The organism is Leifsonia poae (assembly GCF_027921845.1).
Classification (GTDB): Bacteria; Actinomycetota; Actinomycetes; order Actinomycetales; family Microbacteriaceae; genus Leifsonia; species Leifsonia poae.
Genome location: NZ_BSEN01000006.1, coordinates 79,251 through 95,346, shown reverse-complemented (window position 1 = coordinate 95,346; position 16,096 = coordinate 79,251). Strand labels below are relative to the sequence as shown.

Sequence of the window (16,096 nt, the reverse complement as noted above, 5' to 3'; positions counted from 1 at the left end):
AGGTGTCGCCCGCCCCGGGGTTCGCGCGGCCCGGGGCGGACGGTCGGTGCGTCAGCGTGCGAAGCGCAGCGTGACGAGCTGGAAGGGGCGGAGCGCCACTGTGACGCCGGATTCCGACGACCCGGCCACAGCATCCGGCGGGGTCTCGCGTTCGATCAGATCGGTCTCGATCACGCCCGAGTGGGGGAACGTGGTGCTGACGTCCGCGGTCGCCCGCGTGCCGTGCGCCTCGTAGAGCCGCACGATCACGTCGCCCGATCCGTCTTCGGCCAGCTTGACGGTCTCGATCACCACGGCCGGGTGGGACGAGGCGACGAGCGGCTCGACGCCGGCGTCCGGGCCGGCGGCGGCGACGCGCGACGGCAGGTTGAGACGGTAGCCCTCCTCGATCGCCCGGTCGACACCACCGACGACGATGGCCGAGCGCAGCACGTGCTCGCCCTGGTCGGCGACGGGGTCGGGGAACATCGGCGCGCGCAGCAGCGTCTGCCGCACGAGCGAGTAGGTTCCGCCGCCGTCGCGCGCGTGACGGGTGATGTCGTGACCGTAGGTCGAGTCGTTGGCCACGCCGACACCGAAGCCGGCATCGGCGACGTGCACCCAGCGGTGGGCCGGCGTCTCGAAGCGTGCCGTGTCCCAGCTCGTGTTCGTGTGGGTCGGACGGTCGATGTGGCCGAACTGGATCTCGGAGCGCGCCGACGACGTGTGCACGTCGACGGGGACCGCCAGCTTGAGCATCCGCTGCCGTTCGTGCCAGTCCACGTGCGTCTCGATGTCGAGCGCGTGCGCGCCGGCGTCGAGGGTGAGCGTCTGGGTGATCACCGAGGCGCCGGTGCGGCGCACGATGCGCACGCCGACGCGTGTCGGCCCGTCGGCGATCACGTCGAGGCTGTCGAGGTCGGTGAGATCGACGCCCGACCGGCGGTACTCGACGTCGACGTCCCACGCGTCCCACTGCGTGGGGGTGTCGCGGAACACCTGCAGCACGTTGGCGCGCGTGCCCGGCGGCACGACCTCGCGCTCGGTCGCGCGGTCGACGATCGAGGTGATGAGACCGTCGCCGTCGATCCGGATGCTCAGGGCGGAGTTCGAGAGCAGATAGCCGTCTCCGTCGCGCTCGATGCCGGCGTCCGTTCCGCGATCGGGCACCGCGGCGCCGTAGGCAGGAACGCCGTCGACCGCGTACGGGGAGGCGTTGAAGGCGACGGCCGTGGCGGCCGGGCCCGAACCATCCGGTGCACCCGCGCCGAGTGCGCCGATCGCCTCGGCGATCACGCCCTCCAGCGACTGCGCGACGATCGCGTAGTTCTGTTCGGCCTGGTCGTGCACCCACCCGATCGACGAGCCGGGCAGGATGTCGTGGAACTGCTGCAGCAGCACCGTCTGCCAGGCGGCGCGCAGCGCCTCGACCGGATACGCGGCGCCGGTGCGCACGGCGGCCGTGGTCGCCCAGAGCTCCGCTTCGTGGAGGAGGTGCTCGCTGCGGCGGTTGCCGCGCTTGGTGCGGGCCTGCGAGGTGTAGGTGCCGCGGTGGAACTCGAGGTACAGCTCGCCGGCCCACACCGGCGCCGGGTCGAACTCGGCAGACGCCGCGGCGAAGAACTCCGCGGGTGAGGCGACGCGCACGGTCGGGGAGCCCTCGAGCGAGGCGGTGCGCCGCGCGGCCGCCACCATCTCGCGCGTCGGGCCACCGCCGCCGTCGCCGTATCCGAACGGCACGAGGGAGGTGTTCGCCCTGTCCTTGTCCTGGTAGTTGCGCTCGGCGTGCGCCAGCTCGGCTCCGGAGAGCTGCGAGTTGTAGGTGTCGACGGGCGGGAAGTGCGTGAAGATGCGGGTGCCGTCGATGCCCTCCCAGTCGAAGCTGTGGTGCGGGAACCGGTTCACCTCGTTCCACGAGATCTTCTGCGTGAGGAAGTAGTCGGCGCCGGCCGCACGAGCGATCTGCGGCAGCGCGCCGGTGTAGCCGAACGAGTCGGGCAGCCACACCTCTTTGGGCTCGTAGCCGAACTCCTCGAGGAAGAACCGCTTGCCTTCGACGAACTGGCGCGCCAGCGCCTCCGAGCCCGGCATGTTCGTGTCGGACTCCACCCACATGCCGCCGACCGGGATGAAGCGCCCCTCGGCGACCCTCGCCCGGATGCGCTCGAAGAGCTCCGGATAGAACTGCTTCATCCAGGCGAACTGCTGAGCCGACGAGCAGGCGAACACGAAGTCCGGATCCTGGTCCATCAGGTCGAGCACGTTCGAGAACGTGCGGGCGCACTTGCGCACCGTCTCGCGCACGGGCCAGAGCCAGGCCGAATCGATGTGGGCGTGGCCGACGGCGAACACACGGTGCGCGCTCGGGGCCGCCGGCGAGGCGAGCACCGGCGCGAGAACGGCGCGGCCTGCGGACGCGGTTCCGCTCACGTCGCACGGATCCACCGCATCCACCGTGGCGTCGAGCGCGGCGAACAGGGATGCGCGGCGCGGCGACGTCTCCGGCAGTTCCGCCGCGAGGCCGCGAGCCGTCCAGACATCCTGGATCAGCTCCCACACCTCGCGGTCGCGGTGCACGACGTCGATGCGCCGCAGGGCGTAGATCGGGGTCGGCGGCGCGGTCGACTTGCGGCCGAGCTTGGTCGGGATGAAGTCGACGAACTCGCTGCCGACATCCGGATTCGAGGCGGCCTCGAGGTAGAGCTCGAACGACGTGCCGGGCGCGACCTGCAGCCGCACGTAGCCGTTGTACGGCTCGAGCGCCTTCAGGATGCGGCCGTCCGGTGTCCACACCAGGCCCTCGGCCTGGAACCCGACCTGGCCGGCCGTGAAGCCCAGATCGACGACGAGCTCGACATCGTCGGAGTCCGCCTCCCACTCAGCAGGCACGGTGCCGGTGACGTGGAACCAGGTGGTCCCCCACGGCTTGCCCCACGGCTGACCGACGGCGAACGGCACGTACGGGGCGGCGATCGCCTGCGCGAACGGCACCGGCTCATCCGGCACCTCCCACGCCTCGATCGTCACGGGCACACGCACGCGCTCCACCGCGGGGGCGAGACGCTCGCGGACGAACCGGTCCACGCGCATCTCGACGAGCTGATTCTGCTGATACAACGAGACTCCTTATATAGAGGTACGGGCTGGGGAGGCGAAGGGGCTCAGCCCTTGACCGCCCCGGCGAGCGCCGACGAACCGCCGAGCACCCGCGAGACGAGCACATAGAGAGCGATGACCGGAACCGAGTAGACGAGCGAGTAGGCGGCGAGCTGTCCGTACGCCACCGCTCCGTACTGTCCGAAGAAGGTGAAGATGCTGACCGCCGCCGGCTGGTTCTCCGGGCTCAGCAGCAGCACGAACGGAACGAAGAAGTTGCCCCACGCCTGCACGAACACGAAGATGAACACCACGGCGATCCCGGGCCGCACGAGCGGCACCACGACCGTCCACAGCGTCTTCATGCTCGACGCACCATCGACCCATGCCGCCTCCTCGAGTGAGATCGGCACAGCATCCACGAAGTTCTTGGTCATCCAGATGGCCATCGGCAACGACGACGCCGCCATGAACAGGATGGTCCCGCCGAGCGAGTCGATCAGATTCAGCGACACGAACAGGCTGTAGACGGGAACCATCATCGCCGTGATCGGCAGGCAGGTGCCGAACAGGATGGCGTAGAGGAACGGCTTGTTGAACCGGTTGCGGTAGCGCGAGAGCGGGTAGGCGGCGAGCACCGCCACGATGACCGTCAGGATGGCGCAGCCCGCCGAGAGCAGCAGGCTGTTCCAGAGCGGAACGAAGGCGAGCTCGGGGGTGAGCACCTTCTGGAAGTTCTCGAGCGTCCACTGCTTCGGCCACGCGACGGCGAGCGTCGCGCCGCCGTCGAACGAGGCGAGCACCACCCAGACCATGGGCAGCACGAACACGATTCCGATGACGATGAGCAGCACGTTGGCGAGCCATTTGAGGCCCTTGCCGCTGGGCGATGACAGCCGGATCGACGACATCAGTCCACCTCCGATTTCAATGCGCGAACGTAGACGAAGGCGAAGATCGCGCCGACGAGGAGCAGGATGGTCGCGATCGCGGTGCCGTAGCCGAGCTCGGAGAACTTGAACGCCTCCTGGTAGGCCAGCACCGGCAGGGTCATGCTCTTGTTCCCGGGACCGCCGCCGGTCATGACGTAGATCAGCGTGAAGACCGAGAGGGTCTGCAAGGTGATCAGCATGAGGTTGGTCGAGATGCTGCGGCGGATCATCGGCAGCGTCACGAGGAAGAACCGCTTGACCCCGTTGGCGCCGTCGACCTCTGCCGCCTCGGTGATCTCAGGCGGCACCTCCGACAGCGCCGCCGAGTAGACGAGCATCGAGAACGCGGCGCCGCGCCACGTGTTCGCGAGGATCACCGCCAGCATCGGGAAGGCGAACAGCCACGCCGGGCCGGCGATCCCGAACGCGGCCAGGATGGCGTTGAAGGTGCCCTTCGAGCTGAAGAACGCGTACGACGCGAACGCGGCGACGATCTCGGGGAGCACCCACGCGCCCACCACGAACGTGGAGACGATGGCGCCGACCACACGTCCGCCGTGCCGCATCAGCAGGGCGAGCACCATGCCCATCACGTTCTGGCCGATCACGGCGGAGCCGATCACGAACACCAGGGTGAGCACGACCGCCACCGGGAAGTCGGGGCTGTTGAACAGATCGATGTAGTTCTTGAGGCCGATCCACTCCGTGTCCGCCGCGGCGGAGCCGGTCAGGGACGAGTTGGTGAACGAGCCGTAGAACGACGCGAGGATGGGACCGACCAGGAACACGACCAGCAGGCCGATGGCCGGGACGAGCGGGACGGCCCTGGCGACGGACCGGCCCATTCTGCGCGAACGTGCCGTGCGCTCCGGGCGCTGCGGCCGGGGAGATCCTCCCCGGCCGCGCGCGTCGGAGCCGACGGCGTCGAGTGTCGACGTCACTGGAACTACTCCGACTCCGTCTTGTCTTTCCCGACGATGCCGACGACCGTGTCGTCGTACGCCTTCGCCGCCTCAGCCGGCGACTGCTGACCGGTCATCACCGACTCCATGGCCACCTGGATCCCGTTGGAGATCTTCGAGTAGTCCGGGGTCGCCGGGCGGAACTTGGTGACGGCGACGAGCGACGAGAAGAACTCCGACGTCGGGTTCGCCTTGGCGTACGCGGGGTCGGCCGCGACGTCCTTGCGAACGGGGATCTGGCTCAGCTTGATGGCGAAGTCGAGCGAGTTGTCCTTGTTCAGGGCGTAGGTGATGAACTTGAACGCCTCGTCCTTGGCCTTGCTCTTGGCGCCCATCGAGAGGGTCCAGCCACCCGACATGCTGATGCTGCCCGGGTCGTCGCCGTTCTGGGTCGGCATCGGCGCGGTGCCCATGACTTTGTTCCAGTCCGCCCACGGCTTGGCACCGGTGGACTGCCAGGTGTTCGAGACCCACGAGCCGTCGAGGTTGATCGCGAGCTTGCCCTCTGGCAGCAGCTGGCTCGTGACGATGTTCTGGTAGTTGGTGTCGCTGGTGATCTCCTGCGACGGGCCGAGGCCGCCCTGGTAGACGTCCTTCAGCACCTTCAGCGAGTCGGTGAAGGCCTGGGATCCGGTGATCCACTTGCCGCTGCTCGCGTCGTACAGTCCGTCTTTGCTCGCTCCGTAGAGCAGCATCTCGAAGCCCTGCATCGAGCTGGCCTCGCCGCCGGCCTTGCCGGAGAAGATGTTGATCGGCGTGACACCGGGGACCTTGGACTTGATCGTCTTGGCCGCGTCCATGACGTCGGCCCAGGTCTTCGGCTTCCAGTCGGTCGGCAGACCTGCCTTGGCGAAGATCTCTTTGTTGTACCAGAGGCCACGTGTGTCGGTGCCCATCGAGACGCCGTAGATCTTGCCGTCGTCGCCCTTACCGGCGTCCTTCGCGTTGTCGAAGAACTGCGACCAGTCGGCCCACTTCTTCACGTAGGAGTCGAGGGGCTCGAGGTAGCCGGCCTGGGCATCCGAGCGGATGAGGAACGTGTCTTCGTAGAGCACGTCGGGGGCGGTGGACGCGCTGCGGTTCATGAGCGCGAGCTTCGTGTAGTAGTCGTTCTCGGCGGCTTTGATGGGAACCAGGGTGACCTTCTCGCCCGGGTTGGCCGCTTCGAAGCCCTTCTTCGCCTTGTTCATGAAGACGCTCATGAGGTCGGATCCGAAGTCCTGATAGGCGACCTTGATGGTCTTCCCGTCGTTGGAACCGGACGACGAGCATCCGGCCAAAGCGACGAGGGTGGACGCGGCCACGACGGCGGCCAGTATCCTGCTGCGTTTCATCGATGCTCCTTTGCTTCGATGTCCGGTGGGCGCTCACGCCCTCGATGCCGGACCCTAGTCGTATTTTATAAATCAATTTGATTTACATTGCAAGACTTTGTCAGAACATTTACGGAACGGTGATGTGCCGCGCCCGTGCCCCGGTGGCGTGAGTCGGCTCAGCGGGGTGAGAAGGTCGCGTCGAGCACGAGGCAGGCGGCGCCGACCGCGGCCACGTCGTCGCCGACCGAACTCGAGGCCAGCGTCACCGGGTGCGTCAGGATGCTCATGTCGATCTCGCGCAGGCGCTCCGGCAGCTGCTCCAGGTAGCGGCGCTCCACCCGCGCCCACGACGGACCGCCGTAGACCACGCGATCGATGTCGAGAAGAGCCGCCAGGTTCGACAGGTACAGCGCCGAGTTCCGGATCGAGCGATCCAGGATGGCCGCCGCCGCAGCATCCCCGTCGTCGGCCGCGCGCGTGAGCGCCGTGAACAGCTCGTCCACCGTGTCGACGTCGAGGTCGAGGTCGACCCCATCCGGAACGGGCGCGCCGCCCGGCGCCCGGAGCACGCCGGCCCGGATGCCCTGCATCACGAGGCGGTACGGCCGCACGGACTCGCCGTAGCAGCCGCGCCGACCACAGGCGCACAGGGCGCCATCCGGGCCGGGGTCGACGACCGCGTGACCGACGTCGCCCGCGTTCTGCGATGCCCCGGTGTAGACCGCGCCCGCGAGCACCATCCCGACGCCCACTCCGGTGCCGTAGTACACGAAGGCGAAGTTGCCGCTCGCGCCGGCCGGGTCGCGCCAGCGCTCGCCGACCGCGGCGGCCGTGACATCCTTCGCGAGCAGCGACGGCAGGCCGGTCGCGGCCGTGAGCTCGTCGCCCAGGTGCAGGTCGTTCCAGCCGGGCACGAGCGGGGGTCGCACGACGACGCCGGTTCCGACGTCGATCGGCCCGGGAGCGGCCACGCCGACACCGCTCACCCGCGAGCGGTCGACGCCGGAGCGCTTCAGCACATCCCCGATCGCGTCGACGGCCACGGCGATCGTCTCGGCCGGGTCGCCGGAGACGGGCGAATGGCGCCGCACGTGCTCGATCACGGAGCCCTCGAGATCGAGCAGCACGCAGGTGATCACCGTCGGGTCGAGGTGCACCCCGACGGCGTACGAGCCTCGTGGCTCGAGCTGCAGGATGGTCCGCGGCTTGCCCGGCCCATCGATCTGCTTGCCGGCCTCCCTGATCAGGCCCTGGCCGAGCAGCCGGCGGCTCACGTTCGAGACGGTCTGCGCCGACAGGCCGGTGGCTCCCACCAGCTCGACCCTGCTCATCCCGTCACCCGAACGGCGGATCGCGTCGAGCACCACCGTGTCGTTGAACGCGGCGATCGCGGGGAGGTTCGCTCCTCTCGGCATGCGGCCTCCTTCCACGGCTCCGGGCATTCGTAGGATACATACCGTCTCGCGCTCGGTTCGGCGGATGACCACAATGGGGGATATGAGCGAAACGACGTCGATCGACCCCGCGGTCCCACCCAGCGGACCCGTCTGCGTTGAGTGCACGGAGACCGACGGCTGGTGGTTCCACCTGCGACGCTGCGCCTCGTGCGGTCACGTCGGATGCTGCGACAGCTCTCCCTCGCAGCACGCGACCGCGCACTTCCGCGAGACCGGCCACCGCGTCATCCGCTCGTTCGAGCCCGGTGAGACGTGGTTCTACGACTACGAGACCGAACAGCTCTCCGACGGGCCGGACCTGGCGGCGCCGCAGCACCATCCACTCGATCAGCCGGCGCCCGGGCCCGAGGGCCGCGTGCCGCAGGACTGGCAGCGGCTGCTGCACTGAGCGGCCCCGTCGCCACCCCATCCGTCTCCTAGACTTGCTACGAACCACGGTCGACAACGGCCGACGGAGGGACGCACTATGGGATCGAGATGGGCTCGCGTGCTGCGCGGGCTGCTCGCGTCCGGCGTCGCCATCTTCGTCGCCGCCCTGTTCCACGTGGCCGGCGGCGGAGCGGCCCCCGGGCCCGTTCCGCTCGCACTGAGTCTCGCCTTCGCGACGATCGCGTCGATCGCCCTGACCACGCAGCGCCTCTCGCTCTGGCGCCTCACGATCTCGGTCGTCCTCAGTCAGCTGCTCTTCCACGCGCTCTTCGGACTCGGCGGAGGCACGGCCACGTTCACCGCGGCCGGCGGCATGCAGGCCGGCGGCATGCAGCACATGCACTCCGGATCGCACCTGACGATGTCGATCAGCGACGCCGCCGGCGCACATGCCGACATGGGAATACTTCCGTCGAACCCGGCGATGTGGCTCTCGCACGCGGCCGCCGTTCTCGTCACCGTGATCGCCCTGCGCTTCGGCGAGCGGGCGTTCTGGGGGCTCCGCGACACGGCCAGGATGGGCGTCGCCCGGCTGACACGCGCTGCGCTGGCCGCTCAGAGCCTCGCAAGCCTTCCGGTCGTGCCGCGCTCCTCGGCGATCGCCACGGTCGACACCGAACCCGTGCACCTGCGCGAGCTCGGCATCCCGCTCGGGCGTCTGCGCCATCGAGGTCCACCGGTCGCCGTCGCCGCGTTCTGACGCGCGCCACCACGGATGCCGTGGTCGCGCCGTCGGTGATCGCGCGCACGCGCATCCGCTTTCGACCCAACGACTTCGATCAGGACATCCCCATGAAGAAACGCACCATCGCCGCGTCCATCGCGGCAGGAACCACCGCCCTGCTCCTCCTCGGCGCCCCGCTCGCCGCGAGCGCCCACGTGCACGTCGACCCCGACCAGGCGACGCCCGGCAGCTACACCACGCTGACGTTCCGGGTGCCGACGGAATCCGCGACCGCGGGCACCGTCAAACTGGTGGTCGACCTGCCCACCGACCACCCGTTCACCTCGGTCAGCTACCTGCCGATCGCCGGCTGGACGACGACCGTCGACACCGAGAAACTCTCCAAGCCGGTTACGGCGGAGGGCGGCACGATCACCGAGGCGCCGGTGCGCGTCACCTGGACGGCCGGCAGCGGCGTTTCGATCGCACCGGGCCAGTTCCAGCAGTTCACGATCTCCGCGGGAGCGGTCCCGGATGTCGGCAGTCTCGCGCTGCCGACCCACCAGACCTACTCCGACGGCACCGTCGTCGACTGGACCGAGGCGACACCGGCCTCGGGCAAGGAACCCGAGCACCCGGCGCCGACCCTCTACGTGAACGACCCGGTGCCGGCCGGCGATGAGAGCCCCCTGGTGGCCACCGCTACGCCCGCCCCGGCTCCCGCCGCCGCGTCCGACGGGATCACGGATGCCGTCGCGATCGGACTCGGAATCGCCGGCCTGGCGCTGGGAGCCATCGCCCTGGTGGTCGCGGTGTTCGCCGTGACGCGTCGCTCGCGCGGACAGGCAGGCGCCTGATGCGCCGGCGACTGCTGACCGCATCCGCCGTCGCTCTCGGCGCGCTCGCGTTGGCGCTCGCGCCCGTCGCCGCGGCATCCGCGCACGACTATCTCGTGTCGAGCGACCCTGCCGCGGGGTCGACGGTGACGACACCACCTCAGACGGTTACGCTCACGTTCAACGACCGGGTGATCGATCTCTCCGGTGACGGCGCGAGCACCCTCGTGACGGTCACCGGACCCGGCTCGGGCTCGGCGGTACGCCACTTCGAGACCGGATGCCCGACCGTCGCGGACACCGTCGTGACCGCGCCCGTCGCCCTCGGCGGCGCTGGGGACTACACCGTGACCTACCAGATCGTCTCGGCCGACGGGCACACGGTGTCGAACACGGTGAAGTTCGCGTACCAGCCGCCCGCAGGGGCGGCCGCGGCGGGCGGCAGCGAGACCGCAGTATGCGGGGCCGGCGGGGGCAGCGGGAGCGGCGGCGGGAGCGGCGGCGGGTCGACCTCGACCGCATCGCCGACGGGCCCTGCGTCGTCGACCCCTGGCGCGCAGCCGACCGAGACGGCCGGATCCGCAGTGCCGACGCAGACCGCGTCCGGTGACTCCGGCAACCTCGGGCTCGTGATCGGGATTGCGATCGGGATCGTGGTGCTCGCGATCGCCGGCGTGCTGATCGTGGTGTTCACGGCGCGGCGCAAGCCGCCGGCGGGCGGCGCCGGGGCCGGTCCCGCGGACGGAGTGTCAGGCGGCGAGTCCGGCTCGGGCGGCGGTTCGGGCGGCGCGTCAGGTTCGGGCGGCGCGTCCGGCGACTGAGCGCCGACGCGCTCGTCGCCCGCGCGCGTCACCGCGCGGATGCGCCCGCGCATCCGCGCCCGCGCATCCAGGCCCGCGATCGAGTCGGGGAAAAGTATCGGTTTTCGGCCGATCCACGTGATTTCTCCCCGACTCGATCTCGGGTGCGAGCGCGGGTGCGCGCGCGGGTGCGAGCGCGGGTGCGCGCGGGCTCAGGGGGTGGGCATGCCGCCGTTGACGTTGAGGGTCTCGCCGACGACGTAGCTCGACTCCGGCGACGCCAGGAACACGTAGGCGGGCGCCAGCTCGGTCGGCTGACCCGCCCGGCCCAGCGCCGTCTGCTCGCCGAAGTCCGGGAGCTTGTCCTTCGGCTGCCCGCCCGACACCTGCAACGGTGTCCAGATCGGCCCGGGAGCGACCGCGTTCACCCGGATGCCGCGGGGGGCGAGCTGCGAGGCGAGCGCCTTCGTGAAGGTGTTGATCGAGGCCTTCGTGGTGGCGTAGTCGACCAGGATCTCGCTCGGCAGGTATGCCTGGACGGACGTGGTGTTGATGATCGACGACCCGGCGGGCAGGTGGGGAAGGGCCGCCTTCGTGATCCAGAACATCGCGTAGACGTTCGTGCGGAACGTCTCGTCGAACTGCTCGTCACTCAGGTCTTCGAGGCGTTCGCAGAACTGCTGCTTGCCGGCGTTGTTGACCAGGATGTCCAGGCCGCCCAGCGCCTCGACGGCGTCACCGACCAGCGCGCGGCACGCATCCGGAGTCGTGATGTCGGCGGGCAGGGCGACCGCCGTGCTGCCGCTCTTCTCGATGAGCTCGACGACGGCGCGGGCATCCTGCTCCTCGTCGGGCAGGTACGCGATTGCGACATCCGCACCCTCCCTGGCGAACGCGATCGCCACCGCAGCGCCGATCCCGGAGTCGCCTCCGGTGATGAGGGCACAACGGCCCTCGAGCCGTCCCGTGCCCCGGTAGGTCTCCTCGCCGCGGTCGGCGGTGGGGGTGAGTTCTTCGTCGAGGCCCGGCGCCGGTTGCTGCTGCTCGGGCGCATCGACGGACGGATAACGATCGACGGGATTCTGAAAAGTGAGCTGATCGGACATGCAGCGCACGGTACGCGGGGCGTCATCCGCGACACAGGGGCTTTCGGCGATCCGTCGAGGAGCGTACGTTCAGCCCATGGACAAGGACGCCCAGACCCCGCAGCCACCCATTCCGGACTACCAGATGGACCCGGACATCGTTCCGGCGAGCCTCCCCGATCCGGCGGCCGTCGACGACGGCGACGAGGAGGACGGCCGCCTCTGAGCCGGTCGATCGCCGAGCGAACGCCCGCCTAACGCCGAGCGGACGCCTAGTCCGGCGCGCCGCCGGACGCCGTGTCCTCCTCGGTCTCGGCGTTGTGGTGCTGCTGCTGCGACGGTTCGGACTCCTGGCCGTGCTCCGGATCGGATGCCGTGAAGTCGGCGCTCGTCATCTCGCGCTCGCCCTCGTCGAGATCGGGACGGTTCTGCTCATCGCTCATCAGTGATCCTCTCCTGCGGCTGAGTCGCCGCGGCTGTGCCCGGGCGGCCTGGACGGCCGCCCCATCGACCGTGGCGATGAACGGTATCCCCACCCGCGCGCCGACGGAAGGGGTCCAGCGGATACACCAGGACTCCACACCGGAGGTTGAGCACTCCCCCAGCCAGATGGGGCAGGGTGGCCACGTGGAAATCGTGGTGGACGTCGTGCTCATCGTGCTCGCCGTCGCCGCGATCGCCGCGGGCTGGAGCAATGGCGCGATCAAGGCCGCCGCCTCTCTCGTCGGTCTCGGTCTCGGACTCTGGGCGGGTCTGGCGCTGGCTCCCGTAGCCGTAGCCTGGCTGGCGTCGATGGGCTGGACCAGCGTGATGCAGCGGTCGGTCATCGCCTCCCTGGTCGTGCTCGCCTGCGCGGCGGTCTCCTACGCGATCGCCGTGACACTCGCATCCGTCATCGGCAAGGTGCTGCGGCACGGTCCGATCCGGTGGCTCGACTCTCTGATCGGCTCCGTCTTCGGCCTGCTGACCTGGGCCGTCGTCGTCTGGCTGCTCGCCGGTTTCGCGCTCGCCACCAACATCGCGACGGTCGTCCAGGCCGCCAACTCGTCGCGCGTCGTCGCCACGCTCGACAGCGTCGCGCCCGTTCCGTCGTCGACCGTGCTCGGCGCCGTGGACGACGTGCTCGCCGACGCCGGCCTGCCCAAGGTGTTCGAGGGCGGAGAGTCGATCAAGACCGCTCAGCCGCCGAGCACGGCGGTGCCGGCCGCCGTCGCCCGCGCGGAGAACTCGGTGGTCACGGTGCTCGCCTCCAAGCCGGACTGCGGTGTCGACTCGGAGGGAAGCGGTTGGGTGGTGTCGCGCGGCCGGGTCGTCACCAACGCCCACGTCGTCGCGGGCGCCTCGTCGATCGTCGTCCGCGACCCCATCACCGACCGTCCCGAGAGCGCGACGCTCACCGCCTTCGATCCGGAGCGCGACCTGGCCGTACTCGACGTGACCGACCTCACCGCGCCCGCGCTCGACATCGGCCCCGACCTCACCGCGGGGGCCCAGGCCTACGCCGCCGGCTACCCCGGCAACGGCCCGTACACGGTGAGCCCGCAGCGCGTACGCGATCGACTGAACGCTCGCGGCACCGACATCTACCAGAGCGGCATCGTCGAGCGCGACATCTACTCGCTGCGCGGATCGGTGCGGCCCGGCAACTCGGGCGGCCCGCTGCTGGACTCCTCCGGCAGGGTCGCCGGCGTCGTCTTCGCACGCTCGACCGCCGACCCGGACACGGGCTACGCGCTCTCCCTGGCCGAGCTCCGCCCCGTCCTGTCCTCGGTCAGAACCGCTCCGATCAGCTCCGGGGGCTGCGCGACCGGATGACCACCGACCGACCCGTACCCTGACAAGGCCGGGAAGTCATCCCCCTCGCGATCGCGCGCGAGCCTGGCTACCCTGGTGTCATCGCATCCAGGCGCACGTCGGACCGAATGATTCCGGGCGACACACGTGGGGGCCGGATGCCTGACACCATCCCGGGCTCGCCGATCGAGTCCGGGATCGTGTTTTCCCGGCTAACGGACTGAACGTTTTCGGAACGCCCGACCGCATTTTCGGAACAGTTCTCCCTCAGCGGTGGTTGGCTGGGAGCATGAAGGCTGTCACCTATTCGTCCACCGGTTCCTCCGACGTCCTCCACTTCGGCGAGCGCGACGAGCCGCATCCCGCCGCGGGTGAGGTGCGCGTGCGCATCCACGTCTCGGGGGTGAACCCGACCGACTGGAAAGCGCGACAGGGCAGCGGCGAGACGGAGCTCCCCCAGCCGCAGGTCCCGAACCAGGATGGCGCCGGCGTCGTCGACGAGATCGGCGACGGCGTGACCGGCATCGCCGTCGGCGACCGCGTCTGGGTATGGGACGCCGCCTACAAGCGTCCGGATGGCACGGCCCAGGAGCTCGCCGTCGTCCCGGCCCGTCAGGTGGTCCGCCTGCCCGACGACGTGAGCTTCGACGTCGGGGCTTCGCTCGGCATCCCGGCACTCACGGCGCACCGCGCCTTGACCGTGCACGAGAACTCTCCCGGTGAGCTCGCGCCCGGCGCGCTCGATGGCCGCACCGTTGTCGTCGCCGGGGGCGCAGGCGCGGTCGGGCATGCGGCCATCCAGCTCGCCGTCTGGGCGGGAGCCACCGTGGTCTCGACCGTGAGCAGTCACGAGAAGGCGGAGCTGGCGCGCGCCGCCGGCGCCCACCACGTGGTGAACTACCGCGACTCGGATGCCGCCCAGGCGATCGGCGCGCTCGCTCCGCGCGGCGTGGACATCATCGTGGAGGTGAATGCGGCCGCCAACGCCGAGCTCGACGTGCGCGTCGCGGCACCGGATGCCTCGATCGCGATCTACGCCGACGGCGCGGACTCCCCCGGGGTGACGATCCCCACCCGGCCGAGCATGTCGAAGAACCTGCGGTTCCAGTTCGTGCTGACCTACACCACTCCGCCCGAGGTGAAGGCGGCTGCGGTGCGCGCCGTCTCGGCGGCGCTGGCCGACGGCGCTCTGCCGGTGGGCGCGGAGCACGGCCTGCCGATCACGCGCTTCGCGCTGGCGGACACGGCCGCCGCGCACGACGCGGTCGAGAAAGGCCTCGTCGGCAAGGCCCTCATCGACGTCGCCTGAGCGCGGCCCAGCCGCGCCGAGCGCCTCCCCTGATCGTCGTTTGCCACTTGATGTGGTCATCCGGGCAATGAAACCACCACAAGTGGCAAACGACGCCCGGCCTCAGTCGGCGGCAGCGCGGGGGCAGCGGGATGCAGCAGCAACGACCGTGGCGGCGATCGCCGGGCCGGCCGCGCGCGACGCGCGGTCCGTACGTGCGAGCGCCAGCTGGGTCACCAGCGCCACCACTCCGACCGCCGCGATAGCCACCGCGTACCCGATCACCGACGGCAGCAGCCCGACGATCCCGATCAGCTCGCCCGCCACGAGCGCAGGCACCCCGTACGCCAGGTAGTTCACCAGGAACACGGCGGCGAACAGCTCCGCACGCTGGTCGTTCGGGGCGAGCGGGGCCAGGATGCGCAGGCTCGACGAGAACGCGGCACCGAAGCCCGCCCCGCCGAAGACCGCGGCTACGAACAGCAGCCAGAGCACCCCGCCCGCGATCGCCACCGTCGCGAGCACCACGCCGACGATCACCGCGGCCATGCCCGTGATCATCGCGAGGCGAGCGGGCACCCGGCTCAGCAGGAACCCGACGACCGCGCCGACCGCCGGCTGCAGGGCGACGATGAGGCCGTTGACCAGTCCGCTGTCGATGTGGAACACCCCGTGCACGATCGACGGGGCCAGCCCGAGGAAGAGGCCGGCGAGCATCCAGGTCGCGGCCAGCACGGGGATGGACCCCGTGAACTCGCGGCGCGCGGCCCGCGGCACATTCAGGCGCGGGATGAGCGACCGCACCGCTCCCGGGCGGCTCTCGACCGTCTCCGCGGACCAGGCGACCACGAAGATCCCGGCGACGAAGACGAGCGCCAGTGCGGTGAAGATGAGGAGCGTCGGCTGCGCGGTGAACTGCACGGCGATGCCGGTGACGAGGGCGCCGAGGGCGATCCCGCCGATGGGCGCCGTTCCGCCGATGACCGCCCCGAGCTTCTTGTGGCGCTGGGGAGCGAGCTCGACGATCGACGCCGTGAAGGTTCCCGTCGCGGCACCGGTCGCGACGCCCTGCACCGCGCGGGCCACGATGATCCACCCGATGTCGCGCGCGAACAGGAAGAGCACCATCGAGACGATCTCAAGCGCGAGCGCCCCGATCAGCACCGGTCGGCGACCGATGTGGTCGGACAGGGAACCGGCGATCAGCAGGGTGACGAGCAGGGTGATCGCGTAGATCGCGAAGGCGACGGTCAGCACCCAGTCGGGGAAGCCCCACTGCTGCTGGTAGAGCACGAACAGCGGGCTGGGGGCGCCCGCGGCGAAGGTCACGCCGACGAACGCGAGCGCGGCACCGACGAACGCGGCGATCGGCCGGAGCGTGCGACGCGCGGGACGAACGGCGGCGATGGAGCCTGTTTCTGCGGCTGTTGACATCTTCCCCTCCTGAGAGCAGACACT

At 70.0% G+C, this 16,096-nt stretch carries 15 protein-coding genes; 7 read left to right on the top strand and 8 right to left on the bottom strand.

Translation table 11 applies throughout. The annotated features are described in order from the left end of the window. Positions 1-51: 51 nt before the first annotated feature. From PKE84_RS07425 to PKE84_RS07405, 5 genes are all read right to left on the bottom strand, one after another. Positions 52-3,096 carry an alpha-mannosidase gene (locus PKE84_RS07425; RefSeq protein ID WP_271176594.1) on the bottom strand — a complete coding sequence of 1,015 codons (3,045 nt, stop codon included), beginning with the start codon at positions 3,094-3,096 and terminating at the stop codon, positions 52-54. Positions 3,097-3,140: 44 nt separating this feature from the next. Further along, a complete protein-coding gene (locus PKE84_RS07420) occupies positions 3,141-3,986 on the bottom strand; it encodes a carbohydrate ABC transporter permease (RefSeq protein WP_271176593.1) in 846 nt (281 codons plus the stop codon). Continuing rightward, entirely contained in the window at positions 3,986-4,948 is a 963-nt protein-coding gene (locus PKE84_RS07415) for a carbohydrate ABC transporter permease (RefSeq protein ID WP_271176592.1), read from the bottom strand. The genes PKE84_RS07420 and PKE84_RS07415 overlap by 1 nt, the downstream gene beginning before the upstream one ends. Positions 4,949-4,953: 5 nt before the next feature. Further along, positions 4,954-6,303 (bottom strand): extracellular solute-binding protein, encoded by a 1,350-nt coding sequence (locus PKE84_RS07410; RefSeq protein ID WP_271176591.1) that lies wholly within the window; start codon positions 6,301-6,303, stop codon positions 4,954-4,956. A gap of 158 nt (positions 6,304-6,461) precedes the next feature. After that, a complete protein-coding gene (locus PKE84_RS07405) occupies positions 6,462-7,700 on the bottom strand; it encodes an ROK family transcriptional regulator (protein WP_271176590.1) in 1,239 nt (412 codons plus the stop codon). 73 nt (positions 7,701-7,773) lie between these two features. On the opposite strand from PKE84_RS07405, the gene PKE84_RS07400 reads away from it, so the two are divergent. The 4 genes from PKE84_RS07400 to PKE84_RS07385 all read left to right on the top strand — a co-directional run bounded on the left by PKE84_RS07400 (position 7,774) and on the right by PKE84_RS07385 (position 10,492). Further along, positions 7,774-8,130 carry a UBP-type zinc finger domain-containing protein gene (locus PKE84_RS07400; RefSeq protein ID WP_271177127.1) on the top strand — a complete coding sequence of 119 codons (357 nt, stop codon included), beginning with the start codon at positions 7,774-7,776 and terminating at the stop codon, positions 8,128-8,130. Between the two features lie 78 nt (positions 8,131-8,208). After that, entirely contained in the window at positions 8,209-8,871 is a 663-nt protein-coding gene (locus PKE84_RS07395; protein ID WP_271176589.1) for a hypothetical protein, read from the top strand. A 92-nt stretch (positions 8,872-8,963) separates the two neighbouring features. Then, positions 8,964-9,692, top strand: coding sequence for a YcnI family copper-binding membrane protein (locus PKE84_RS07390; protein WP_271176588.1), 729 nt, complete (start codon positions 8,964-8,966; stop codon positions 9,690-9,692). Continuing rightward, entirely contained in the window at positions 9,692-10,492 is an 801-nt protein-coding gene (locus tag PKE84_RS07385; RefSeq protein WP_271176587.1) for a copper resistance CopC family protein, read from the top strand. Before PKE84_RS07390 ends, PKE84_RS07385 begins: the two co-directional genes overlap by 1 nt. 191 nt (positions 10,493-10,683) lie before the next feature. Here the strand turns inward: PKE84_RS07385 and PKE84_RS07380 are convergent, their stop codons facing one another. Continuing rightward, on the bottom strand, positions 10,684-11,577 hold the full coding sequence (locus PKE84_RS07380) for a glucose 1-dehydrogenase (protein WP_271176586.1): 894 nt from the start codon (positions 11,575-11,577) through the stop codon (positions 10,684-10,686). A gap of 76 nt (positions 11,578-11,653) precedes the next feature. Between PKE84_RS07380 and PKE84_RS07375 the strand changes: the two genes are divergently transcribed. Beyond that, complete coding sequence (locus tag PKE84_RS07375) at positions 11,654-11,782, top strand: hypothetical protein (RefSeq protein ID WP_271176585.1); 129 nt, start codon at positions 11,654-11,656, stop codon at positions 11,780-11,782. Positions 11,783-11,828: 46 nt separating this feature from the next. Here the strand turns inward: PKE84_RS07375 and PKE84_RS07370 are convergent, their stop codons facing one another. After that, positions 11,829-11,999, bottom strand: coding sequence for a hypothetical protein (locus PKE84_RS07370; protein WP_271176584.1), 171 nt, complete (start codon positions 11,997-11,999; stop codon positions 11,829-11,831). A 184-nt stretch (positions 12,000-12,183) separates the two neighbouring features. On the opposite strand from PKE84_RS07370, the gene PKE84_RS07365 reads away from it, so the two are divergent. Continuing rightward, positions 12,184-13,371 carry a MarP family serine protease gene (locus PKE84_RS07365; RefSeq protein WP_271176583.1) on the top strand — a complete coding sequence of 396 codons (1,188 nt, stop codon included), beginning with the start codon at positions 12,184-12,186 and terminating at the stop codon, positions 13,369-13,371. 268 nt (positions 13,372-13,639) lie between these two features. Next, positions 13,640-14,659 carry an NADPH:quinone reductase gene (locus PKE84_RS07360; RefSeq protein ID WP_271176582.1) on the top strand — a complete coding sequence of 340 codons (1,020 nt, stop codon included), beginning with the start codon at positions 13,640-13,642 and terminating at the stop codon, positions 14,657-14,659. Between the two features lie 102 nt (positions 14,660-14,761). Here the strand turns inward: PKE84_RS07360 and PKE84_RS07355 are convergent, their stop codons facing one another. Beyond that, positions 14,762-16,072: an MFS transporter gene (locus PKE84_RS07355; RefSeq protein ID WP_271176581.1), complete on the bottom strand. Its 1,311-nt coding sequence runs from the start codon at positions 16,070-16,072 to the stop codon at positions 14,762-14,764. Positions 16,073-16,096: the final 24 nt, after the last annotated feature.